Source organism: Acidovorax sp. LjRoot129 (assembly GCF_964253765.1).
Classification (GTDB): Bacteria; Pseudomonadota; Gammaproteobacteria; order Burkholderiales; family Burkholderiaceae_C; genus Acidovorax.
Genome location: NZ_CAXUSE020000001.1, coordinates 5009852 through 5031658, shown reverse-complemented (window position 1 = coordinate 5031658; position 21807 = coordinate 5009852). Strand labels below are relative to the sequence as shown.

At 66.7% G+C, this 21807-nt stretch carries 21 protein-coding genes; 11 read left to right on the top strand and 10 right to left on the bottom strand.

The window, feature by feature from the left end:
- Nucleotides 1-15: 15 nt before the first annotated feature.
- From ACSQ3Q_RS23025 to ACSQ3Q_RS23005, 5 genes are all read left to right on the top strand, one after another.
- On the top strand, nt 16-555 hold the full coding sequence (locus ACSQ3Q_RS23025) for a phenylacetic acid degradation protein (RefSeq protein ID WP_436136624.1): 540 nt from the start codon (nt 16-18) through the stop codon (nt 553-555).
- A gap of 24 nt (nt 556-579) precedes the next feature.
- Entirely contained in the window at nt 580-906 is a 327-nt protein-coding gene (locus ACSQ3Q_RS23020; protein WP_436136623.1) for an NAD(P) transhydrogenase subunit alpha, read from the top strand.
- Complete coding sequence (locus ACSQ3Q_RS23015; RefSeq protein WP_436136622.1) at nt 903-2327, top strand: NAD(P)(+) transhydrogenase (Re/Si-specific) subunit beta; 1425 nt, start codon at nt 903-905, stop codon at nt 2325-2327. The genes ACSQ3Q_RS23020 and ACSQ3Q_RS23015 overlap by 4 nt, the downstream gene beginning before the upstream one ends.
- 327 nt (nt 2328-2654) lie before the next feature.
- Nucleotides 2655-4334 carry a long-chain-fatty-acid--CoA ligase gene (locus tag ACSQ3Q_RS23010; RefSeq protein WP_436136621.1) on the top strand — a complete coding sequence of 560 codons (1680 nt, stop codon included), beginning with the start codon at nt 2655-2657 and terminating at the stop codon, nt 4332-4334.
- Between the two features lie 77 nt (nt 4335-4411).
- Entirely contained in the window at nt 4412-5200 is a 789-nt protein-coding gene (locus ACSQ3Q_RS23005) for a 5'-methylthioadenosine/adenosylhomocysteine nucleosidase (RefSeq protein ID WP_436136620.1), read from the top strand.
- A 377-nt stretch (nt 5201-5577) separates the two neighbouring features.
- Here the strand turns inward: ACSQ3Q_RS23005 and corA are convergent, their stop codons facing one another.
- The 5 genes from corA to ACSQ3Q_RS22980 all read right to left on the bottom strand — a co-directional run bounded on the left by corA (nt 5578) and on the right by ACSQ3Q_RS22980 (nt 10039).
- Nucleotides 5578-6567 (bottom strand): magnesium/cobalt transporter CorA, encoded by a 990-nt coding sequence (gene corA, locus ACSQ3Q_RS23000; protein ID WP_056166718.1) that lies wholly within the window; start codon nt 6565-6567, stop codon nt 5578-5580.
- A gap of 413 nt (nt 6568-6980) precedes the next feature.
- On the bottom strand, nt 6981-7778 hold the full coding sequence (locus ACSQ3Q_RS22995; protein ID WP_436136619.1) for a uracil-DNA glycosylase family protein: 798 nt from the start codon (nt 7776-7778) through the stop codon (nt 6981-6983).
- A gap of 29 nt (nt 7779-7807) precedes the next feature.
- The gene (rimI, locus tag ACSQ3Q_RS22990; protein WP_436136618.1) at nt 7808-8290 is read right to left on the bottom strand and encodes a ribosomal protein S18-alanine N-acetyltransferase; all 483 of its coding nucleotides are present in this window, start codon (nt 8288-8290) and stop codon (nt 7808-7810) included.
- Entirely contained in the window at nt 8287-8994 is a 708-nt protein-coding gene (gene tsaB, locus ACSQ3Q_RS22985) for a tRNA (adenosine(37)-N6)-threonylcarbamoyltransferase complex dimerization subunit type 1 TsaB (protein WP_436136617.1), read from the bottom strand. Before tsaB ends, rimI begins: the two co-directional genes overlap by 4 nt.
- A 46-nt stretch (nt 8995-9040) precedes the next feature.
- Nucleotides 9041-10039, bottom strand: coding sequence for a DMT family transporter (locus ACSQ3Q_RS22980; RefSeq protein ID WP_436136616.1), 999 nt, complete (start codon nt 10037-10039; stop codon nt 9041-9043).
- 112 nt (nt 10040-10151) lie between these two features.
- Here ACSQ3Q_RS22980 and dacB point away from each other — a divergent pair, with 112 nt between their 5' ends.
- From dacB to ACSQ3Q_RS22965, 3 genes are all read left to right on the top strand, one after another.
- Entirely contained in the window at nt 10152-11627 is a 1476-nt protein-coding gene (gene dacB / locus ACSQ3Q_RS22975) for a D-alanyl-D-alanine carboxypeptidase/D-alanyl-D-alanine endopeptidase (RefSeq protein ID WP_436136615.1), read from the top strand.
- A gap of 76 nt (nt 11628-11703) precedes the next feature.
- Complete coding sequence (locus tag ACSQ3Q_RS22970) at nt 11704-11973, top strand: SemiSWEET transporter (RefSeq protein WP_436136614.1); 270 nt, start codon at nt 11704-11706, stop codon at nt 11971-11973.
- A 138-nt stretch (nt 11974-12111) separates the two neighbouring features.
- Entirely contained in the window at nt 12112-13413 is a 1302-nt protein-coding gene (locus ACSQ3Q_RS22965; RefSeq protein ID WP_436136613.1) for a lipase family protein, read from the top strand.
- 101 nt (nt 13414-13514) lie between these two features.
- On the opposite strand, the gene ACSQ3Q_RS22960 is transcribed toward ACSQ3Q_RS22965, so the two are convergent.
- The 4 genes from ACSQ3Q_RS22960 to purE all read right to left on the bottom strand — a co-directional run bounded on the left by ACSQ3Q_RS22960 (nt 13515) and on the right by purE (nt 17317).
- Complete coding sequence (locus ACSQ3Q_RS22960; RefSeq protein WP_436136612.1) at nt 13515-14468, bottom strand: SGNH/GDSL hydrolase family protein; 954 nt, start codon at nt 14466-14468, stop codon at nt 13515-13517.
- Between the two features lie 81 nt (nt 14469-14549).
- Nucleotides 14550-15566 (bottom strand): L-threonylcarbamoyladenylate synthase, encoded by a 1017-nt coding sequence (locus ACSQ3Q_RS22955; protein ID WP_436136611.1) that lies wholly within the window; start codon nt 15564-15566, stop codon nt 14550-14552.
- Nucleotides 15567-15573: 7 nt separating this feature from the next.
- A complete protein-coding gene (locus ACSQ3Q_RS22950) occupies nt 15574-16746 on the bottom strand; it encodes a 5-(carboxyamino)imidazole ribonucleotide synthase (protein WP_436136610.1) in 1173 nt (390 codons plus the stop codon).
- 79 nt (nt 16747-16825) lie between these two features.
- Nucleotides 16826-17317 (bottom strand): 5-(carboxyamino)imidazole ribonucleotide mutase, encoded by a 492-nt coding sequence (gene purE / locus ACSQ3Q_RS22945; protein ID WP_436136609.1) that lies wholly within the window; start codon nt 17315-17317, stop codon nt 16826-16828.
- A gap of 160 nt (nt 17318-17477) precedes the next feature.
- On the opposite strand from purE, the gene trxA reads away from it, so the two are divergent.
- Complete coding sequence (trxA, locus tag ACSQ3Q_RS22940; RefSeq protein ID WP_436136608.1) at nt 17478-18386, top strand: thioredoxin; 909 nt, start codon at nt 17478-17480, stop codon at nt 18384-18386.
- 124 nt (nt 18387-18510) lie between these two features.
- The gene (locus ACSQ3Q_RS22935; RefSeq protein WP_436136607.1) at nt 18511-19266 is read left to right on the top strand and encodes an META domain-containing protein; all 756 of its coding nucleotides are present in this window, start codon (nt 18511-18513) and stop codon (nt 19264-19266) included.
- Nucleotides 19267-19304: 38 nt separating this feature from the next.
- On the opposite strand, the gene ACSQ3Q_RS22930 is transcribed toward ACSQ3Q_RS22935, so the two are convergent.
- Nucleotides 19305-20228, bottom strand: a complete 924-nt coding sequence (locus ACSQ3Q_RS22930; protein WP_436137060.1) for a phosphoribosylaminoimidazolesuccinocarboxamide synthase — start codon at nt 20226-20228, stop codon at nt 19305-19307.
- Between the two features lie 271 nt (nt 20229-20499).
- On the opposite strand from ACSQ3Q_RS22930, the gene ACSQ3Q_RS22925 reads away from it, so the two are divergent.
- On the top strand, nt 20500-21768 hold the full coding sequence (locus ACSQ3Q_RS22925; protein ID WP_436136606.1) for an MFS transporter: 1269 nt from the start codon (nt 20500-20502) through the stop codon (nt 21766-21768).
- Nucleotides 21769-21807 lie beyond the last annotated feature (39 nt).

The window sequence follows — 21807 nt, the reverse complement described above, 5'->3', positions numbered from 1 at the left end:
ACTGGAGCTTTCAATATGGGTGTCGTTCTGCAGATTCTGGGGCTGGTGATCACATTCACGATGGCGATGGAGGCACTGCGCCGCTTCGGCATTGATGTGGGATGGCTCAATCCCCTGACCTTTTTCCACCGCAGAGCCTGGCGCAAGAAGGTGCAGACGCCGCCGCTGTATGCGCTGGATCACCCGGTCGACGTCGTGGCGGTGCTGGCCCTGGCCACGGTGCAAACCACCGGTGCCATCACGGTCCAGCAAAAGTCCGGCGTCCAGGCCCTGTTGCAAGAGCATCTAAAGCTGAGCGAATCGGACGCGGGCAGCCTCTGGCTGGCCAGCGCGCACCTGCTGCGCAGCCGGGCCCTGGATGTGCGCGAGTTGCCTGCATTGCTAGAGCGCAGTGCCGACAAATTCACCGACTACCACGTGCAGACGCTGCAAGCCGTGATGCGCGGCGCTGCAATGGTGGAGCCACCCATCAACGCCGCCCAGCAGCAGCTCATCGACGCGGTGAGCGCCTACTTTGCCAAGAAGAACGCGTCTTCTGGCCCCTGGTCTTCCTGAAACGCACTGAACGAAGGACTCTTCATGGACGCCGTCTCCCCGACCCTCATCAACCTGATCATCTTCGTGCTCGCGATCTACGTGGGCTACCACGTGGTGTGGACGGTGACGCCGGCCCTGCACACGCCGCTGATGGCCGTGACGAATGCGATTTCGGCCATCGTGATCGTAGGCGCCATGCTGGCCGCGGCCCTCACCGAAACCACGCTGGGCAAAACCATGGGGGTGCTGGCGGTGGCACTGGCGGCGGTCAACGTGTTCGGCGGCTTCCTTGTGACGCGCCGGATGCTCGAGATGTTCAAGAAAAAAGAGAAGAAGGCAGCCCCCCAGGCTGAAGGAGGCCAAGCATGAGCATGAACCTTGTCACGCTGCTGTACCTGGTGGCCAGCGTCTGTTTCATCCAGGCGCTCAAGGGGCTCTCGCATCCCACCACGTCCATCCGCGGCAACCTCTTCGGGATGATCGGCATGGGGATCGCCATCATCACCACCGCCGCACTCATCGTGGAGCTGTCGGGTGGCAAGGCGCAAGGCATGGTCTACGTGCTGGCTGCGCTCGTGGTCGGTGGCGCCTCGGGCGCCTTCATGGCCAACCGGGTCGAGATGACCAAGATGCCTGAGCTCGTGGCCTTCATGCACAGCATGATTGGTCTCGCCGCAGTCTTCATTGCGATTGCCGCCGTGGCCGAGCCCTGGGCTTTTCAGATCGTGGCCAAGGGCCAGCCTATTCCGGCAGGCAACCGGCTGGAGTTGTTCCTCGGTGCCGCCATCGGTGCCATCACGTTCAGCGGTTCGGTCATTGCGTTTGGCAAGCTCTCGGGCAAGTACAAATTCCGCCTGTTCCAGGGCGCGCCGGTGCAGTTTGCCGGGCAACACATGCTCAACCTCGTGCTTGGCTTAGCGACAGTGGGGCTGGGCCTGGTGTTCATGTTCACCGAGAACTGGACGGCGTTCTTCGCGATGCTGGCACTGTCGTTTGTGCTCGGCGTGCTCATCATCATCCCCATCGGCGGGGCCGACATGCCGGTGGTGGTGTCGATGCTCAACAGCTACTCGGGCTGGGCGGCGGCGGGCATTGGCTTCTCGCTCAACAACTCAATGCTGATCATTGCCGGCTCACTGGTGGGAAGCTCGGGCGCGATCCTGAGTTACATCATGTGCAAGGCGATGAACCGGTCGTTCTTCAACGTGATCCTGGGCGGGTTCGGCGGCGACGCGACCAGTGCGGCGACGGGCTCTACCGAGCAGCGCCCCGTCAAGACCGGCAGCGCGGACGATGCGGCCTTCGTGCTGGGCAACGCCGAGACAGTCGTCATCGTGCCCGGTTATGGCCTGGCCGTGGCACGCGCCCAGCATGCCGTCAAAGAACTCGCAGCCAAGCTCACTGAAAAGGGCATCACCGTCAAGTACGCCATCCACCCCGTGGCGGGCCGCATGCCCGGCCACATGAACGTGCTGCTGGCCGAGGCCGAAGTGCCTTACGACCAGGTGTTCGAGATGGAAGACATCAACGGCGAGTTCGGCCAGGCCGACGTGGCCATCATTCTCGGTGCCAATGACGTGGTGAACCCCGCCGCGCACACCAAGGGCAGCCCCATCTACGGCATGCCTATCCTGGAGGCCTACAAGGCCAAGACGGTGATCGTGAACAAGCGCTCCATGGCGGCGGGCTATGCCGGCCTGGACAACGAGCTGTTCTATATGGACAAGACCATGATGGTCTTCGGCGACGCCAAGAAGGTTGTCGAGGACATCGGCAAGGCCATCGAGTAAACGAACCCCGGTTTCCCGCCCCCCTCGGTAAGGCGCCCCACAGAGCCTACCGCGCTCGGGTGGCCTGCACGAATGAATCCCTGCGGTCCGTGACGGCGCGCTCGGGCGGTCCACTGCGGTGCTTTTGTTGCCACTAGCCGATAGCTAAGAGCCAGGCTGTCGTCTGCAAAAGCGCCTTGTGGCCCATCCTGATTCGCCCCACCACCGACACGCCAGGTTTGTGCAGGTTATCCCTAGGGAAACCACACATCCACGGACCCACACCGGCAGGGACAATGCCGGGGTTTCATTGCATTCCGTTCAGAAGAGTTTGGAGAGACACGCACCATGACCGACCGCCCCTGGCTGGCCGCCTATCCGCAAGGCGTCCCCGCAGACATCGACCCCTCGCAATACCCGTCCCTCGTGGCCCTCATGAACGAGGCGTTCTCCAAGTACGCCGACCGCGTGGCTTACAGCTTCATGGGCAAGGACGTGACCTATGCCCAGACCGACTCGCTCTCCAGTGCGTTTGCGGCTTACCTGCAAGGCCTGGGCCTGGTCAAGGGTGACCGGGTCGCAATCATGATGCCTAACGTGCCGCAGTACCCCGTCACGGTGGCGGCCATCCTGCGTGCTGGGTTTGTGGTGGTCAACGTGAACCCTTTGTACACCCCGCGCGAGCTGGAGCACCAGCTCAAGGATTCGGGCGCCAAAGCCATCGTCATCATCGAAAACTTTGCGACCACGCTGCAAAACTGCATCGCCAATACGCCGGTCAAGCACGTGGTGCTGTGCGCCATGGGCGATCAGCTGGGCCTGCTCAAGGGTGCGCTCGTCAACTACGTGGTGCGCAACGTCAAGAAGATGGTGCCGGCATACAACCTGCCGGGCGCCGTGCGCTTCAACGACGCCGTGGCCCAGGGCACGCGCGGCACGCTGAAAAAGCCCGACATCAAGCCCGACGACATCGCGCTGCTGCAGTACACCGGCGGCACCACGGGCGTGAGCAAGGGTGCCGTGCTGCTGCACCGCAATGTGATCGCCAACGTGCTGCAGTCCGAAGCCTGGAACGACCCCGTGATGAAGAAGGTGCCTGCCGGCGAGCAGCCCACCAGCATTTGCGCGCTGCCGCTGTATCACATCTTCGCGTTCACCGTGAACATGATGCTGAGCATGCGCACCGGCGGCAAGACCATCCTGATCCCCAATCCGCGCGACCTGCCCGCGGTGCTCAAAGAGCTGTCCAAGCACACTTTCCACAGCTTCCCGGCCGTGAACACGCTGTTCAACGGCCTGGCGAACCACCCGGACTTCAACACCGTCAACTGGAAGAACCTCAAGGTGTCCGTGGGCGGCGGCATGGCCGTGCAGGGCGCCGTGGCCAAGCTGTGGCTGGAGAAGACCGGCTGCCCCATCTGCGAAGGCTACGGCCTGTCGGAGACCAGCCCCTCGGCCAGCTGCAACCCGACCACCAGCACCGAGTACACCGGTACCATCGGCGTGCCCATCCCCGGCACGTACATGAAGCTGCTGGACGACGAAGGCCGCGAAGTCACCACCCTCGGCCAGCCCGGCGAGATCGCCATCAAGGGCCCGCAGGTCATGGCGGGCTACTGGCAGCGCCCCGATGAAACCGCCAAGGTTATGACCGAGGACGGCTACTTCAAGTCCGGCGACATCGGCGTGATGGACGCACGCGGCTACTTCAAGGTCGTGGACCGCAAGAAGGACATGGTGCTGGTCTCGGGCTTCAACGTGTACCCGAACGAGGTCGAGGACGTAGTGGCACAAATGCCCGGCGTGCTCGAATGCGCGGTGGTCGGCGTGCCTGACGAGAAGACTGGCGAGGCCGTGAAGCTTGTCATCGTGAAGAAGGACCCGGCGCTCACCGAAGCCCAGGTCAAGGAGTTCTGCCGCGCCGAACTCACCGGCTACAAGCAGCCCCGCGTGATTGAGTTCCGCACCGAGCTGCCCAAGACGCCCGTGGGCAAGATCCTGCGCCGCGAGCTGCGCGACAAGAAGTAGCCATGGGCTGGGGCGGACGCCCCGCTCATGATCGCAGGCGGCTTCGGCCGCCTTCGTGTTTTTGGAGAACCGTTTGCATGACCACCGCCATCCTCAGTGCCCTGCCTGAAGAGCAAAGCTCGCTGATCCAGCACCTGGCAAACCCCCAGCGCGTAGTGCACGCGGGCCGCGCTTTCTGGTCGGGCGGGCTGCAGGGCCGGCCGGTGGTGCTGGCGCTTTCGGGCATCGGCAAGGTGGCCGCGGCCACCACGGCCACGGCCCTCATCGAGCGCTTTGGCGTCGCGCGCATCGTGTTCACCGGCGTGGCGGGTGGAGTGGGTGATGGGGTGAATGTGGGCGACGTGGTGGTAGCCCAGGACTACATCCAGCACGACATGGACGCATCGCCCCTGTTCCCGTGCTGGGAGGTCCCGGGCTATGGCCGCAGCCGCCTTGTTTGTGATGGCGCACTGTCTGCTCTGATTTTGGAAGCAGCTAGTGCATGTATATCAAGCGCTGGAGGCCAATTTGGCTTGAAATCCGAGGCGCGGCCTGCTTCTGGTGGGCCGGCTTTTGGCCACGTGCGCGCAGCGCGCTGCGTCCACCACGGCCTGATTGCCAGCGGCGACCGGTTCGTGTCCGGCGCAGAAGAAGTGCACCGCCTGCGCAGCACCTTGCGCGAAGCCGGCCACGACATCCTGGCGGTCGAAATGGAAGGCGCCGCCGTCGCCCAGGTCTGCCACGACTACGGCCTGCCCTTTGCCGCCGTGCGCACCATCTCCGACCGCGCCGACGACACCGCCCACGTGGACTTCTCCCTGTTCGTGCAGACCGTGGCCAGCCGGTATGCGGAGCACATGGTGCTGGGTTTGCTACGAATGCTATGAAATGTGTAGCTGTCAGCGCTTGATAGATAAGCGCTAGAGGCCAATTTGGCTCTATTTTGATCGCCCCAGGCCAGGCGTGTCACCACGGGCCGGCCGAAGGGCTACCAAAAGAGCAACGGCTCGACCAGAATTGCCGAGGGGCCGGGCAACGCAGCCAATTCAGGCGCCCGGCCCACTGGCCAGCCACATGGTCCCATGACGTTTCAGGCTTTGCCCTGGACGGTTTATCCCGCGACTCTGCCCAAGACTTGTGGAGCCCATCGCCAACCGTCCGTAGAAACCGGCGCGCCCCAATCCCAGCGCCACCGCGGAACCGGCTCCGCCGGGCCGCTGGAGGCGTCCCCCTCAGGGGGAAGGCGCGCAGCGCCACAGGGGGGCTACTTCAACCAGCCCCGCTTGCGGAAGTACCACATGGGCCCAAGTGCACTGGCCAGCATGAGCCCGATCACATACGGATAAGCCGCTGGCCCCAGCAGTTCGAGCTCGGGGAACTTCATATTCATGCCGTACACGCTCGCAATCAGCGTGGGCGGCAGCAGCGCCACGCTGGCCACCGAGAAGATCTTGATGATCTTGTTCTGGTTGATGTTGATGAAACCGACCGTAGCGTCCATCAAGAAGTTGATCTTGTCGAACAGGAACGCCGTGTGGTTGTCCAGCGACTCGATGTCGCGCAGGATCTGGCGGGCCTCCTCGAACTGGTCGGAGTTGAGCATCTTGCTGCGCATCATGAAGCTCACCGCGCGGCGGGTGTCCATCACATTGCGGCGGATGCGCCCGTTCAAGTCTTCCTGGCGCGCGATGGCGCCCAGCACCTCGCCGGCCAGGGCGTCGGTCACGTCGCCGGCCAGCACCTGCTTGCTCACCTTTTCGAGCTCGTCATAGATGTTCTCGAGCGTGTCGGCCGAATATTCCGCGTCGGCGTCGAACAGCTTGAGCAGCACTTCCTTGGCGTCTTCGATCAGCCCCGGGGCGCGACGCGCGCGCATGCGCAAGAGACGGAACACGGGCACGTCTTCGTCGTGGATGGAAAACAGCACGCCACGGCTCTTGAGGTTGGCGTTGTGCTGGTTCAGGATGAAGGCCACGCGCACCGAGCGGGGGTCTTCATCGTCGTCGATCAAGAAGTCGCTGCGGATGTGCAGCTCGCCGTTGTCTTCCTCGTAGAAGCGGGCGGATTCCTCGATGTCCTCGTCCATCGCATCCTCGGGGATGGACAGGCCGTAGTGCTGCTTGATCCAGCGTTTTTCTTCGAGGGTGGGGGCTTCCAGGTCCACCCAGATCGGCTGGAAGCGGGTCAGCTCTTCCAGGGATTCGATTTCTTCCTGGACCAGCCGGCCATTGGCGAGCGAAAAGATGTTGAGCATGGGCTCACTCCCTTGTTATGTGGCATCTGCGGTGGGGGGGCATGGGGTGCTTTCAAACCCCACGGCAGGCCGGGGAGCTGAAAGCTACCAACTGGGGTAGGTTTCCAAGGAGCTTTCTCCGTAAGTCAAATACACAAATACAAACGTGCCGAAAAATTCGGCAAGCGGCGGATTATGGCACCGGACACAGGGCTGGCGGGACCACCGGCAGTGCGGTTTTCAACCCCGGCGGGGAGATGACGCTCCGTACTGAAGGGGCATGGGCCCCCCTGTGGAGGGCGCGCAAGCGCTGGTCATTTGACGAATGTCGTCCCTGCGCAGCCAACGCTCACGGGCCGCGCACTCGGGGGCGGCAGCTTCATTGCCCTGCGGACACGGTAGTTGCCCGGTGCCCTAGCGGGAACACCGCGGGGTCAGCCCCCTTGGCCGGCGCGCACGGTGGCGAGCGCCCGGCACAGGTCAGCCCAGGCGGCGGCCTTGACGTCCTGCGAGCGCAGCAGAAAGGCCGGGTCGTAGGTGACCACGGCCGGGCAACCAGCCAGCTGGTGCATCTCCGCCCGCAGGCGGCCCAGCGGTTCGGTGCGGCCTAGCGCCGCGCGCGCGGCGACATGGCCGAGCACCAGCACCATGGCAGGCTGGAGCTGGGCAACGATTGCGGCCAGGTCGTCGGGGATGCTGTCACTGCCGGCGGTGCCAGCCGTGCCAGCGGGAGCGCGCTCCAGCGCAGCAACAAACACCCGGGGATGTTTGTGCAGCTGCATGGCGCGCAGCATGTTGTCGAGCAGCTTGCCCGCGTCGCCGGAGAGCGGATCGGCGGGGGTCGTGCTTTCGGTGACGATGAGCCAGCCAGCGCCCAGCTCGGTCGGCGTCTTGCCGGGATCGGCCTGTGCGTAGAGTGCCTGCGCAGGGTGCATCCGCAACGCGGGCGCCGCCGCCATGGTGCCCGCGGCAGCACCTGCGGCGGGGGCAGGTGGTTGCGCCGAAGCCCGGGCGCCGGAGGCCACAGGGGCGGCCGCAGGGCTGGCCGGTTGTGGCACAGCGGCGGTGACCTGTGTGGACGGCGCCGGCGCCGCGCCCACCGGCGCAGCCTGCGCAGCGGCCGTGCTGCCTGCCCGGGGCGGTGCAACTTCTGCAGGCTCTGGCGGGCCCCAGACGGTGACGCCCATTTCCTGCAGCATGGCGCGCTGCCGCGCATCGAGGTGAAGACTCATAAGAAGATGGGGCCGGGAGATGGCCGGGTTCATAGCGCAAAGCTCATGACCACCGCGTCTTCGCGCTGGCCATCGGCGGCGGGGTAGTAGCGCTTGCGCTCGCCCACGCGGCGAAAACCGTGGACCTGGTAGATCTGCTGGGCGCGTTGGTTGCTGGTGCGCACCTCCAGCCACAGCCATTGGGCTCCGCGCCCGCGGGACCAGAGGGCCAGCGCGTCGAGCAGCACACGCGCCCAGCCCTGGCGCTGGTATGCGGGGGTCACGGTGATGTTGAGCAGGTGCACCTCGTCGACGCCCAGCATTGCCACGAAGTAGCCCAGCAGGTGGTCGCCAGCCATCAGCACCTGGGCCTGGTAGCCCGAGGCCAAGGCGTCGGTGAAATTGCCCCGCGTCCAGGGGTGCGTGTAGGCCTGCTGTTCCACCGCCAGCACGGCATCCAGCCGCGCCAGCGTGAGGTGTTCAAAGCGCGCCTCAGGCGCATCGGGGTTGGGGTTGCTGGGCTGGGCGCTCATGGTGCAGAGGCAGCGCGCTGGGCGGCGCGCTCGGCCGTGGTTTGCGCCACTTTATCGCGGATGTAGCGCGGCAGCGCATCACTGGCAGCCACCCCGCCACCCGCAGCCAGCAGCGCCGGGGCCAAACGCAGCAGCGCAGCTGCCGTGGGCAGGGCCACGACATGCGCTGCGGCCGGGGCCAGCCGCTCGCCGTAGGGCGTGCGGGCGTTGCCGGCCACGGTCCAGCCCGGGGGCGGCTGCACGGTTTCCGGGGCGCCCAGGCCAAAGTCTGCGTCGGTGTGCCAGCGTGCCTCGGCGGGGATCCATTCGCACTGCGCGTGGTAGACCTCGTTCATGCGCGCATCCAGCACGGCGACGACCTGGGTGCAGCCATGTTGCACGCGGGCCTCCTCGGCCACGGCCAGCAAGGTGTCGACGGGCAGTACCGGCACGCCTTGGCCCCCGCGCGCGCCAAAAGCGAGGCCCTGCGCCACGGCGCAGGCCGTGCGCAGGCCGGTGAACGAGCCCGGCCCGCGGCCAAAGACCACCGCATCCAAGGTGTCGAAGGTGATGCCCGCTTGCGCCATCAGGCTGCGCACCGCAGGGATCAACGTGGCGGAGGCCTGCGCCCCGCCGGGGCCCTGGTGCAGCAGCACGGCATCACCGCCGCGCTGCACGGCGATGGACAGGGTGTCGGTGCTGGTGTCGAAGGCAAGCAGGTTCATGGGCGGGAGTACGTGGCGCGGGTGTGGGAAGGCGGGTCGGTTTGGATCACGGGGTGGTGCGGCTGGGCGCCGATGTGGGCAGGGTGGCCGGCGCCGGCGGGGCTTTGCGCAGCACGCCCAGCAGGATACCCGCCGTCACCAGCAGCAGCCCGGCCACCAGGTTCCAGTGCATCGGCTCCTCCAAAAAGATCACCGCGCCAATGGCCGAAAGCCCCGGCACCAGCGCCGTGATCATGGTCGAACGCACCGGGCCGAAGTGCTGGATCATGCGCGTGAAGGCGATGCCCGAGATCACCACCGAACCACCGCCCTGGAACACCATCTGGAACAGGATCTCGTTCCACGGCGCCAGCGTGAGGCGGCTGGCGACGGCGCCCAGGCCCGCGAGCAGCGCATACGACGGCACGTAGACCAAGAACGCAAACGCGGTGATCGCGATGGTGGCCTGCACCGCATCCACCGCGTGGCGGCGGGCCATCACGCTGTAGGTGGCCCAGCAGGCCGCTGCCGCCATGAAGAGCAGATCCCCCTTCCATACATCTCCGCCCGAGAAGGCGGCCAGCAGGCTGCTGCCGCCCACGAGCAGGTCGCCCGCCACGATCAGCGCCAGCCCGGCGGCACGCAGCGGCGTGATGTTGTCGCGCAGCAGCACGGCGGCCAGCAGTGCGGTCCATAACGGCAGGCTGCCGGGCATGAGCACGGCTGCGTGGGTGGCCGGCGCATGGAAAAAGCCCGCATAGGCCAGCATCGCGTAGAGCAGCCCGCCAAACGTGCCGAGCAGCGCCGTGGTGCGCCAGGGCAGCGGGGAGATGCCTGCCAGGCTGGAGGCCGGCGCCGCAGCGCCCAGGGCCGCCGCGCGGCGCCGCACGATCCACCAGCCCCAGGGCAGCAGCACCAGGCTGGCGCCAACGATGCGCAAGAGCGCGATGTCAAACGGGGTGAGGGTGCGCTGCGCCGAGGCGCGGGCAATGACGATGAAGCCTGTCCAGATGGTGACGGTCACGACAGCCGCCAGCAGGCCCGCGGCACGGGGAGAAAAACGCATCCGGGGATTATCGGTGCCGCCGGGAGCCGGGCCGTCAAGGGCGCGTCGCTCGCGCGAACCTGCTGGATGCTGCGGTGGGCAATGGGGTTGGGCCGGACGATAGACTCCCGACATGCTGAGTGTTCTTAACGATTTCTGGCGTCGCCCGGCGGTGCGTGGCGCCCTGGTGGCGGCTGTGGTGTGTGCCAGCTGGGCGGGTGTGCCCGGCGCTGGGTGGGCCCAGAACGGCCCTGCAGCGGCCCAGACGCCGCTGCCGCCAGAGGTCGACGCGGCCTTGGCGCGGGCCAAGATTCCGCGCGAAGCGCTGGCCGTGATGGTGGTGGACGCCCAGGGCGGCAGGGCGCAGGCGCGGCTGGCGCACCGTGCCCAGGTGGCTGTGAACCCCGCCTCGGTGATGAAGCTGGTGACCACTTATGCCGCGCTGGAGCAACTGGGCCCCGCCTATGTCTGGAACACCCCGGTGTACGTGCAGGGCACGGTGCAGGACGGCAGCCTGCGCGGCAACGTCTACATCCAGGGCCAGGGCGACCCCAAGCTGGTGATGGAGCGGCTGTGGCTGCTCATGCGGCGCCTGCAGGCCCAGGGGATCCAGGTGATCGTGGGCGATATCGTGCTGGATCGCACGGCCTTCGACGTGCCTGAGCACGACCCGGCGCGCTTCGACGGCGAGCCCCTGCGTCCCTACAACGCGTCGCCCGATGCGCTGCTGCTCAACTACAAGTCGTCGGTGATGACCTTTGTGCCCGATGTGCCTGCCGGGCTGGCGCGCATCCAGTACGACCCGCCGTTGGCCGGCGTGCAGCGCCAGGCCACGGTGGCGCTGGCTGCGTCCGGCGCCGAATGTGGCGACTGGCGCGGCGCCCTGCGCGCCGAACTGGCAGACCCCACCAAGGTGGTTTTCCAAGGCGTGTACCCGGCGACCTGTGGCGAGCGTGTGTGGCCCGTGGCAGCGGCCGACCCGCGCGGCTTTGCGGCGCGTGCGGTCGAAGGCATGTGGCGCGAGCTCGGCGGCAAGCTCACCGGCAGCGTGCGCGATGGCAAGGTGCCCCCCGGGCTCAAGCCCGCGTTTGTGGCTACGTCACCAGCGCTGGCAGAGGTGGTGCGCGACGTGAACAAGTACAGCAACAACGTGATGGCGCAGCACGTCTTCCTGACCTTGGCGCTGCAGAAGAATGGCGTGGCCACGTTCGACGGCGCGCGCGAAGCCCTGCGCCAGTGGTGGCTCACGCGCATGGGCGACGCCGAGCTGCCCCAGGCCGACAACGGCGCCGGGCTGAGCCGCGATGCGCGGCTGACGGCGCAGGCACTGGCCCGCATGCTGCAGGTGGCCTGGCAGTCGCCCGTGATGCCGGACTTGGTCGCCTCGCTGCCCATCTCGGGCGTGGACGGCACGCTCCGGCGCACCCAAAGCCGCGCCGCGGCCCACCTCAAGACCGGCAGCCTGCGCGATGTGATGGCGGTGGCCGGCTACGTGCATGCCGCCAGCGGCCGGCGCTATGTGCTGGTGGCCGTGGTCAACCATGCCAATGCCGGCGCTGCGCGGCCGGTGCTGGACAGCCTGGTCGACTGGACCGCGCGCGACCAATGAACGGCCTGGTCCGGTACCCGCTGGTTTTCACTTCTCTCTGCCGTGGGCATGTGCCCTGGCCCTGTTGACCCCTGCCATGACCCTTCACGATCTCATCGGCTACCTAGCCGCCGCCCTCACCACCTGCAGCTTTGTGCCGCAGGCCTTGCACACCTTCCGCACCCGCGACGTGGGCGGCATCTCGCTGGGCATGTACAGCGTGTTCACTCTGGGCGTTGCGCTGTGGCTGGCCTACGGGCTGGCGCTCGGGGCCTGGCCCATCGTGGCGGCCAATGCCATCACGCTGGCCCTGGCCGGCACGATTTTGGGGATGAAGGTCATCTACGGGGCGCGCGGCCCACGCTGAACGGCGGCGCTTCAGGCCCGGCGCGGCTCTGTCGCCTAGGTGTCACCGGTGCGCGGTGGGGCTCTCGTTATCCCCAATGCTGCTGCAGTGCAGGTGCGCGCACGATGCGTCGTTCTTTACGACCTGAGGTATCCATCCATGACGTATTTCCGCCTTACCTGTGTTGCCGCCGCTGCGGTCCTGCTTGTTGCCTGCGGGGGCTCTGACGACCCCGATCGCGGCGCGTTGATTGACCCGCCTGCGGTGCTCACCACGCTGACCGCGGCGCAGATCGATGCGGGAACCAACAGCAGTGGCCTGCAGGCCATCAGTGGCAAGGCCAAATGCGACGTGAAGGTGGTCTCGTTGAACTACGCCACCGTGGGCGCCAAGGGTGGCGAGAACACCAATGCCTCGGGCGTGATGCTCGTGCCCGCCGGCAGCTGCGCGGCCGCCGCCGCACCGCTCATTGCCTATGCCAAGGGCACCGACGTGCAAAAGCCCCGCACCCTGGCCAACCCGCAAGACAGCGAAACCTTCTTGCTGGCTGCGATGTACGCCGCCCAGGGTTATGCCGTGGTGGCCACCGACTACCTGGGTTTTGCCAAGTCCGGCTACAGCTACCACCCCTACCTGCATGCCGATTCCGAAGCCACGTCAGTGATCGATTCCGTGCGCGCAGCCCGCAATGCGGCGGGCACGGTGGGCGCCAGCCTGTCGGGCAAGGTCATGTTCACGGGCTACTCGCAGGGCGGGCATTCGTCGATGGCGGCACAGCGCGCGGCAGAGCGCGACTACGGCAGTGAATTCAATGTGGTTGCAGGCGCCCACTTGGCGGGCCCGTACAACTTGTCGGGATCGCTGCGCATTCCCAACGCGATTGCCGGCGTGCAGTTCTTTGTGCCCTACCTGGTCACCTCATGGCAGAAGGTGTACGGCGACGTCTACACGGACGTAAAGCAGGTCTTCAAGGCGCCGTATTCGGGCTACATCGAGAACCTGCTGCCCAACCCTACGCTGAACTACACCACGCTGCTCACGTCGGGCACCTTGCCGGCGGGCACGCCCAACCAGGCGCGCGATGCGCTGTTCCAGTCCGACTTCATCACCGGCTCCCAGACCAGCACCACCCACCCGCTGTACCTGGCCGCCAAAAAGAACGACCTGCTGGGCTGGAACCCCAAGGCACGCGTGCTGTTGTGTGGCGGCGCCGGTGACCCGACCGTTCCCCCAGCCATCCACCAGCAAGTCATGAAGGCCGACTTCGACAGCCGCGGCCTGACCAACGTGACGTCGGTGGATGTGGACGCTGCCATTCAGGCCACGTTCGGAACCGGTGGCGCTGCGCCCACGGACCCGACCTCTGCGGCGTTCGCCACGTACTACGGTTCCTACCACGGCACCTACGAGCCGCCCTTCTGCCACGCGCAGGCCCGGGCCGTCTTCGATACGGTCAAGTAAGGCAAGCCCCCCAAGCAAAAAGCCGACCCCAGGGTCGGCTTTTTTGTGGGGCCACCGGTCCCATCACGGGGCGGCAGCTTGACACCAGAGTCGGCGGCGAATTACCAGCGCGCGCGCAGGCGGTCGTAAGCGTAGGTACCGAACTGCCGCTGCGCCGACGGCGTGAGGTAGACCGGGTCGGCAAACACAAACGAGTTCTGGCTGGCGCCCGACACGAGAGTGGAGGTATTGCACAGGGCCGAGTTGACCTGGCCCGCGCCGATGCCGATGCCGTTCGACGCATCGACCGAAGTGCAAACCGGCGCCGTGGCGTTGTTGAAGCCGTAGTTGGCGGGCACGCCGGTGTACAGGTTCACGTAGTACGCCGAGTCGATGTACAGGACATTTGCGCCCAGGTCCACGATGTTCACCAGCAGGCCATCGTTGAAGCGGCTGCTGGCGTTGGTCAGCAGGGCTTCGCGGTTGATGGTCTTGGCCCAGGGCGTCTTGCTCAGGTCGTAGGTGCCTGTGACCACCACGTACTTGGCCCCGGCGGTCACCAGGCGGCGCACTTGGGCCGCCAAGTCTTCACCGGCTTGGCGGGAGGCGGCCACCATGGCGGCTTCTGTCTGCGTACCGGCCTGTACGGCGGCCATGCCAGCAATCACATCGCTGATGCCGCCGCTGATGAAGACCACATCGCTGGCGCCAAAGGTATTGCTGGCCAGGAAGGTGTCGATCTGCTCGGTGATGGTGGCCGTGCTGGTGTTGCCCGCGGCATCGGGCTTGGCCTTGACGCGGGCGTTGCCCACGGCATAGCTCTTGCCACCTGCCGAGGCGGCCGCGAGGGGCTTGCCGTAGTTGGCAGCGACTTGCAGGGTCCAGTTGTTCACGCTGCCGTCGTTGACGGTGTAGCGCGAGCCCTTTTGCCCGATGTCGCTGTTGGCGTCACCAAACGCAATGAATCGTTCCGGCGTGATGGCCGATTCGGTGGTGCTGGAACCGCAAGCCGCAAGCAACGCGGCCGACGCACATGCGGCGACCAGTACGGTGCGGCGCATCCAATTTGCTGCCATGTATATTTCTCCAGAAAAGTGAGGGGTAGTTTAGCGGCGCCAGGTCAAGCCATGTAAAGCGGCCCTGGCCCCGCCCCTGGCTCAGGCCGCGGCGGCGCGCTGCAGGCGGTCGCGCACGCCTTCCCAGTCGGGGTCAGGTGGCGGGGTTTCGATCCAGATCAGCTTCACGCCGTCATCGTCAAAGCCGCGCAGCACTGCAAAAAGCTGCTGCGCCGTGGCGGCCGCGTCGTCCGGCATGCGGCGCATGACCAGCCTGGACGACTTGGTACGCAGGATGGCCCGTGCGTACACCGCGATGTTGGCGGCTTCCGAGCCCAGGAGGTCCAGCCCCGTCTGCAAGGCCTTGGCGTCCATCAAGCGCACCTTGGCGGCGGGGGCATAGTGCGCTTCCAGCGTGCCAGAGGCGCGGGGTGTGTGGTCGGGCAGGTCTTCTTTAGACAGCGGCGCGGTGCCGCACGCGGCCGCAATCTGCTCGCGCGTGATGGCGCCCGGGCGCAGCAGCACGGGCACGCCGCGTGTGCAGTCCACGATGGTGCTTTCAATGCCCACCGCGCAGGGGCCGCCGTCAAGCACCAGCAGGTCGGCACCGAGCTCATCCTGCACATGCTGCGCCGTGGTGGGGCTCACGCGGCCAAAGCGGTTGGCGCTGGGGGCTGCCACACCCCACACGGGCGGGCCGCCCAGCTCGGCGCTGTCGCCGGGGGCGGCGCAAGCCACCAGCAGGGCATGCGCCACGGGGTGGGCCGGGCAGCGCAGGCCCACGCTGCCTTGGCCGCCCGTGGCGGCGTTGGCCACACCGGGCAGGCGCGGAAGGATGAGCGTGAGCGGGCCGGGCCAGAACGCGTCGACCAGGGCCTGGGCAAATGCCGGTACATCGCTGGCAAAGTGCCGGATGCCCTCGGCGTTGGCCACATGCACGATCAGCGGGTGGTCGCTGGGGCGCCCCTTGGCGGCAAAAATCTGCGCCACGGCGGCATCGCTGCTGGCGTCTGCCGCCAGGCCGTACACCGTCTCGGTGGGCAGGCCCAGCAGCGCGCCGCTGCGCACGGCGCGGGCGGCGGTGGCGATGGATCCGGGCTCTTTGCCGTCCAGAATCATGGCTTGCTCAGAAAGGCGCGATGCCCAGCAGCGCGGCAGCCTGCAGGGCAGTGGCGCGCGCCGTCTCGGGCGTGGCCGCGGTGATGTTCAGGTGGCCCATCTTGCGGCCGCGCTTCGCGTCCCGCTTGCCGTACAGGTGCAGGTGGGTGCCGGGAAGGGCCAGCACGTCGGCCCAGCGCGGGGTCTGCTGCATATCGCCTTGTGCAAACCACAGGTCGCCCAGCAGGTTGAGCATCACGGCCGGGCTGTGTTGACGCGGCTGCGTCAGCGGCAGGCCGGCCATGGTGCGCACCTGCAGCTCAAACTGCGACACGTCGCAGGCGTTCTGGCTGTAGTGGCCGCTGTTGTGCGGGCGTGGGGCGATCTCGTTGACCACCAGGCTGCCGTCCTGCAGCACAAAAAACTCCACACACAGCACGCCGACGTATTGCAGGCCTTCTGCTACAGATTTCGCAGCGGCTACCGCTTGTGTGGCAAGCGCTGGAGGCAGATTTTGTTCATAGACCTCCGTCACAGCCAGGATGCCGTCACGGTGCAGGTTGCGCTGCACGGGCAGGTGCACCGCCACGCCATCGGCACCGCGCGCGACGATCACCGAGCATTCGAGCGCCAGCGGCAGCATTTTCTCGAGCACGCAAGGGACTTTGCCCACGGCATCCCACGCAGCTGCGAGCTCGGCGGCGGTCTTCACGCGCACCTGGCCCTTGCCGTCGTAGCCCATGCGGGCGGTTTTCAATATTCCCGGAAGCAGGTCGAGGGAGATGGCTTGCAACTGCTCCGCCGTCTCGATCACGGCATACGGCGCGCAGGGCACGCCGCAGCCGACAAAGTGCGCCTTCTCCCGCGCGCGGTCCTGCGCCACCGACACGGCGCTGGCTGTGGGCGAGACCGGGCGCTCGCCGGCCAGCGTGGCCAGTGCAGTGGCGGGCACGTTCTCGAACTCGGTGGTCACCGCGTCCGACACGCGGGCCAGCTCGGCCAGGCCCGCCGGGTCTTCGTAGCCGGTCTGGATGTGGTGGTGGCTCACCAGGCCGGCAGGGCTGTCGGGGTCGGCATCGAGCACCGCCGTGAAGTAGCCCATGGCTTGGGCCTGATGCACAAACATGCGGCCCAGCTGGCCGCCGCCGAGCACGCCCAGCGTGCTACCGGGCAGAAGAGGCTGGTGGGTGAATTTTTTCATCACCGGGCCGCCCCAAGATGAAAAAACGGCCCTCTCGAAGGGCAGCGACCCGCGCAGCGGTGGAGCGTGAGGGTCTTGTTCATGCAGGTGGCAAGGTCATGTTGCGCGCCACCTCGGTCTGCTCGGCGCGGAAGGCGTCCAGCCGCGCGCGCAGCTCCGGGCTTTCGTTGGCCAGCAAGGCCACTGCAAACAGCGCCGCATTGGCAGCCCCGGCCGTGCCGATGGCAAAGGTCGCCACCGGAATGCCCTTGGGCATCTGCACGATGCTGTGCAGCGAATCCACCCCCTGCAGGTGGCGGCTGGCCACCGGCACGCCCAGCACCGGCACGGTGGTCTTGGCCGCGATCATGCCGGGCAGGTGGGCCGCGCCGCCCGCACCCGCAATGATGGCCTTGAGGCCCCGGCCGGCAGCCGCTTCGGCGTACGCGAACATGTCGTCGGGCATGCGGTGGGCCGAGACCACGCGGGCCTCGTGCGCGATGCCGAACTGTTCAAGAATCTGCACTGCATGCTGCATGGTGTCCCAGTCGCTGCTGGAGCCCATGACCACGCCGATCTGGATGGGTTTCATGTGGTTTGGGGGTGCGCGGCAGCGGGTTGCGCCCGCTGCACGGCTGTAGGTGGAACCCGCGATTTTACTTTTTGCGCTCCCCTTCGCGGCGGCCGGGCATTTCGATGGGACAAAATAGCGCGAATCCACCCGCTGTACCGGCCTGGCCCGGCCCCCCATCATGATTGACGTCACCGTAGAGAATTTTGAAGCCGAGGTCGTTGCCTCCTCCATGGATGTGCCCGTCCTGGTGGACTTCTGGGCGCCCTGGTGCGGCCCCTGCAAGTCGCTCGGCCCCGTGCTGGAAAAACTCGAAACCGAATACGCCGGCCGCTTCAAGCTCGTCAAAATCGACTCCGACCAGGAGCAGCAACTGGCGGGCATGTTCGGCATCCGCAGCATCCCCACCTGTGTCCTGCTCATGAACGGCCAGCCGGTAGACGGCTTCATGGGCGCGCTGCCCGAAGGCCAGGTGCGCGCTTTCCTCGACAAACACGTGCCCTCCGCCGACGAACTGGTGGCCGAGGCCGAGGAAGAGGAGGCGCTGGAGGCCCTGGCCGACGGCGACACCGACACCGCGCTGGAAAAACTGCAGCACGCGGTGGTGACCGATCCTGCCAACGATGACGCGCGCTTCGACTACGTCAAGCTGCTGCTGCAACTGGGCCGCGAGGACGACGCCAAGGTGGCCTTTGCGCCGGTGATCGCCAAGGCCCCGGGCTCGCGCAAGCTGGGTGCGCTCAAAGCTTGGATGGATGCTATCGATTTTGTAGCTGTTAGCGCTTATGGAGAAAGCGCTGGGGCCGATTTTGATGCAAAAATCGCCGCCAACAAGCGCGACTTTGACACCCGCTACGCCCGCGCCCGCTGGCTCATGGCCCACCAGCGCTGGACCGAGGCGATGGACGAACTGCTCGAAATCCTGATGCGCGACAAGGCCTGGAGCGAAGAACTCGCCCGCAAGACCTATGTGGCCATCCTCGAGATCATCGAGCCGCCCAAGGTCAAGGTGGCCGATGGCCAGATCCCGCCCGACGACCCGGTGGTCGCCACCTACCGCCGCCGGCTGTCGAGCGTGGTGTTGAGCTGACCTTTGCCCTTGGGCTGGCGCGGGAGGGCTGATGTTGTCGATGCCCCGAGCGTGGTCCGATCCCCGAGGGAGCAGGGCTCTGACTACCAAGGTTCCCCCGCGCCTGCTGCTGACGGCTGCGGCCTTGTCCCTGCTGGTTGCTGGCTGTGGCACGCGCCCCCCGCAGCCCGATGCGGTGGTCACCGGCGTGGCCTTGTCGCGCGAACGTGTGGTGCTGCCCCCCGAGGCAGTCTTTGAGGCCACGCTGTTGGACGTGAGCCAGCCCGAAGCGCCCCCGGTGGTGCTGGGCCGCCAGCGCCGCGAGCCCGCAGGCCAGCCGCCCTATGCGCTGCAAATCCCCTACCCCACGGTGCGTTTTTTGCCCAAGGGGCGCTACGAGGTCCGCGCCACCGTGACCCTGGACGGCCGCCTGCTGTTGGCCACCCAGGCGCGCCATCCCGTGCCGCAGGACGCCGCCTATCGCCATGTGGATGTGCAGCTGCGGCGCCAGCCACCGTTGGCAGCTGTGGCCGACGCGGGTGTGCCCCTGGCCCTCACGCACTGGCGCCTTGTCTCGATAGAAGAAGAGGCAGTGCCGCGCGCGGCAGAAGGCGGCACGCCGCCGCACCTGGTGCTGCAGACGGACGAGGCGCGCGCCACGGGGTTTGGGGGCTGCAACCGCTTCCTGACCGACTACGCCCTGGACGGCGCGCAGCTGTACTTTGGCCGGGCGGTGTCCAACATTGCGCTCTGCCTGGACAGCGCAGCGCTGGAAACGCGCTTTTTTACTGCACTGGAAGGCGTGGCGAGCTTTCGCCAGCAGGGCACGCAGCTGTTGTTGCGCGATGCGCAAGGCAACCCCCTGCTGCGTTTTGAAGCGGCCGAGACACCGTTGAAATAGGCGTTTCTGGGGCGCGTCCAGCGCGCCCCAGGTTCCAGTTACTGCGCTGCCAGGCGCTCCAGCGCCTCGCGGTATTTGGCCGCCGTCTTCTCGATCACATCGCGCGGCAGGCGGGGCGCGGGGGCCGTCTTGTCCCAGGGCTTGCCGTTGACCTGGGCCTGTTCCAGCCAGTCGCGCACGAACTGCTTGTCGTAGCTCGGGGGGTTTTCGCCGCGGGCCAGCGCGTCGGCGTAGCCTTCGACCGGCCAGTAGCGCGAGCTGTCGGGGGTCAGCACCTCGTCCATCAGCACAAGCGCGCCGTCCGGTGCCAGGCCGAACTCGAATTTCGTGTCCGCAATGATCATGCCCTTGCGTAAAGCAATCGCGGCCGCCGCCTCGTAGATGGCAATGCTCAAGTCGCGGATGCGCGTGGCTAAGTCCAGGCCAATCATCTCCACGGTGCGCTCGAACGTGATGTTCTCGTCGTGCTCGCCCGCGGCGGCCTTGGCCGCAGGCGTGTAGATGGGGGCGGGCAGCTTGGCGGCGTTGGTCAGTCCTTCGGGCAGGGGCACGCCACAAACCGCGCGGGATTCTTGGTATTCCTTCCAGCCGCTACCAGCCAAGTAGCCACGCACCACAGCTTCGACCGGGATGGGCTTCAGGCGCTGAACCAGCATTGAGCGGCCGCGCACCTGCGCCACCTCTTCGGCGCTGACCACGCTCTCCGGTGCGTCGCCCGTGAGGTGGTTGGGGCAGATGTAGCCCAGCTTGTCGAACCAGAACAGCGCCATTTGCGTGAGCAGCTCGCCTTTGCCGGGGATGGGCTCGCCCATGATCACGTCGAACGCCGACAGGCGGTCGCTGGCCACCATCAGGATGCGGTCATCGCCCACGGCGTAGTTGTCGCGCACCTTGCCGCGGGCCAGCAAAGGCAGCGACGTGAGGGCGGAGGTGTGCAGGGCGGTGGAGCTGGGCTGGGTCATGGTTCGGTGGGGGCGGTCGATCATGTCGTGTCCGCCACGGGCAGGCCGGTGAAACTTACAACGTGGGGAGATGCGGGAGCATTCCGCGCAACCTGCGGATTTTACGCGCCAAGGCCAAGGCTGGCCGGGACGACTGTCTTGGACGGAGGTGCGTCCAAGCTGCCAATTGCAGACTCTGCGGCTCACGGCGCATACCGAATGACTCGCTTGTTTCACCACGTTGCGGCACACTGTGCGGCCCGTTTCACCTGGCCGCCCCGCGCGACTTTCTGTGGCATCTTCCTCGCCCGCACCATCCCCAGCCACCGCCCCGGTTTCTCCCGCTCCCGCACTCACACCCCGGCGCGAGCTGTGGCTGCTGCTGACCCTGGCCGGCATCCAGTTCACGCACATCCTGGACTTCATGATCATGATGCCGCTGGGGCCGCAGTTGACGCAGCTGTTCGGCATCAGCGATGCGCAGTTCGGCTTGCTGGTGTCGGCGTATACGCTGTCGGCCGGTGCCTCGGGGCTTCTTGCGTCCACCTACATCGACCGCTTTGGCCGCAAGCGTTTGCTGCTGACGCTGTATGTCTTGTTCGGCCTGGCGACGCTGGCCTGCGGCCTTGCGCCCACGTACCTCACGCTCATGGTGGCGCGGGTGCTGGCCGGCGCATTCGGCGGGGTGCTGTCGGCCCTGTCGCAGACCATCGTGGCCGATGTGGTGCCGTTCGAGCGGCGCGGCCGGGCCATGGGCATTGTGATGACCTCGTTTTCGCTGTCCACCGTAGCGGGTGTGCCGCTGGGCTTGCTGCTGGCCGACTACGGTGGCTGGCACCTGCCGTTCATCGCCATCGCGGTGCTGGTGGGCATATTGGCCGTGCTGGCCGCCAGCACCATGCCAACGATGACGGCCCATGTGCATGCCGCCCGTGGCCGCACGGTCTTTGGCGGCATCGCCCAGGTGCTGCGGGACCCCAACCATCGGTGGGCGTTTCTGTTCTCGGGGTTGATCATGTTCACCGGCTTCACGGTCATCCCCTACATCACGATCTACATGCAGGCCAATGCGGGCGTGCGGCCCGACCAGATTCCGCTGGTCTACCTGTGCGGCGGGGTGGTCACGCTGTTCACGGCGCGCCTGTTTGGCGTGCTCACGGACCGCTGGGGCAAGGTGCTGGTGTTCCGCTGCCTGGCCGTGGCGGGAGCGTTTCCGCTGATGGGCATCACGCTGGTGCGCGGCGTGCCGCTGTGGGGCGTGCTGGCCGTGTCGACGCTGATGTTTGCGCTCATGAGCGGCCGCATGATTCCGGGCATGGCCATCATCTCGTCCGCCGCGCAGCCCTCGGTGCGCGGCACCTTCATGACCTTGAACGCCTCCGTCCAATCGGCGGCCATGGGCGTGGCATCGCTGGTGGGCGGGTTATTGATCAGCCGGGATGCGCAGGGGATGGTGCAGAACTACTGGATGTCCGCCGCGGTGGGCATCACAGCCAGTGTGCTGTCGATGGTGGTGGTGGGGCGCCTCACGCTGCATGGTGCGACACCGTCGGCGCGCTGAGCGTGTCTACAAGGGCTGCAGTCCCTGCACGGGCTGCGC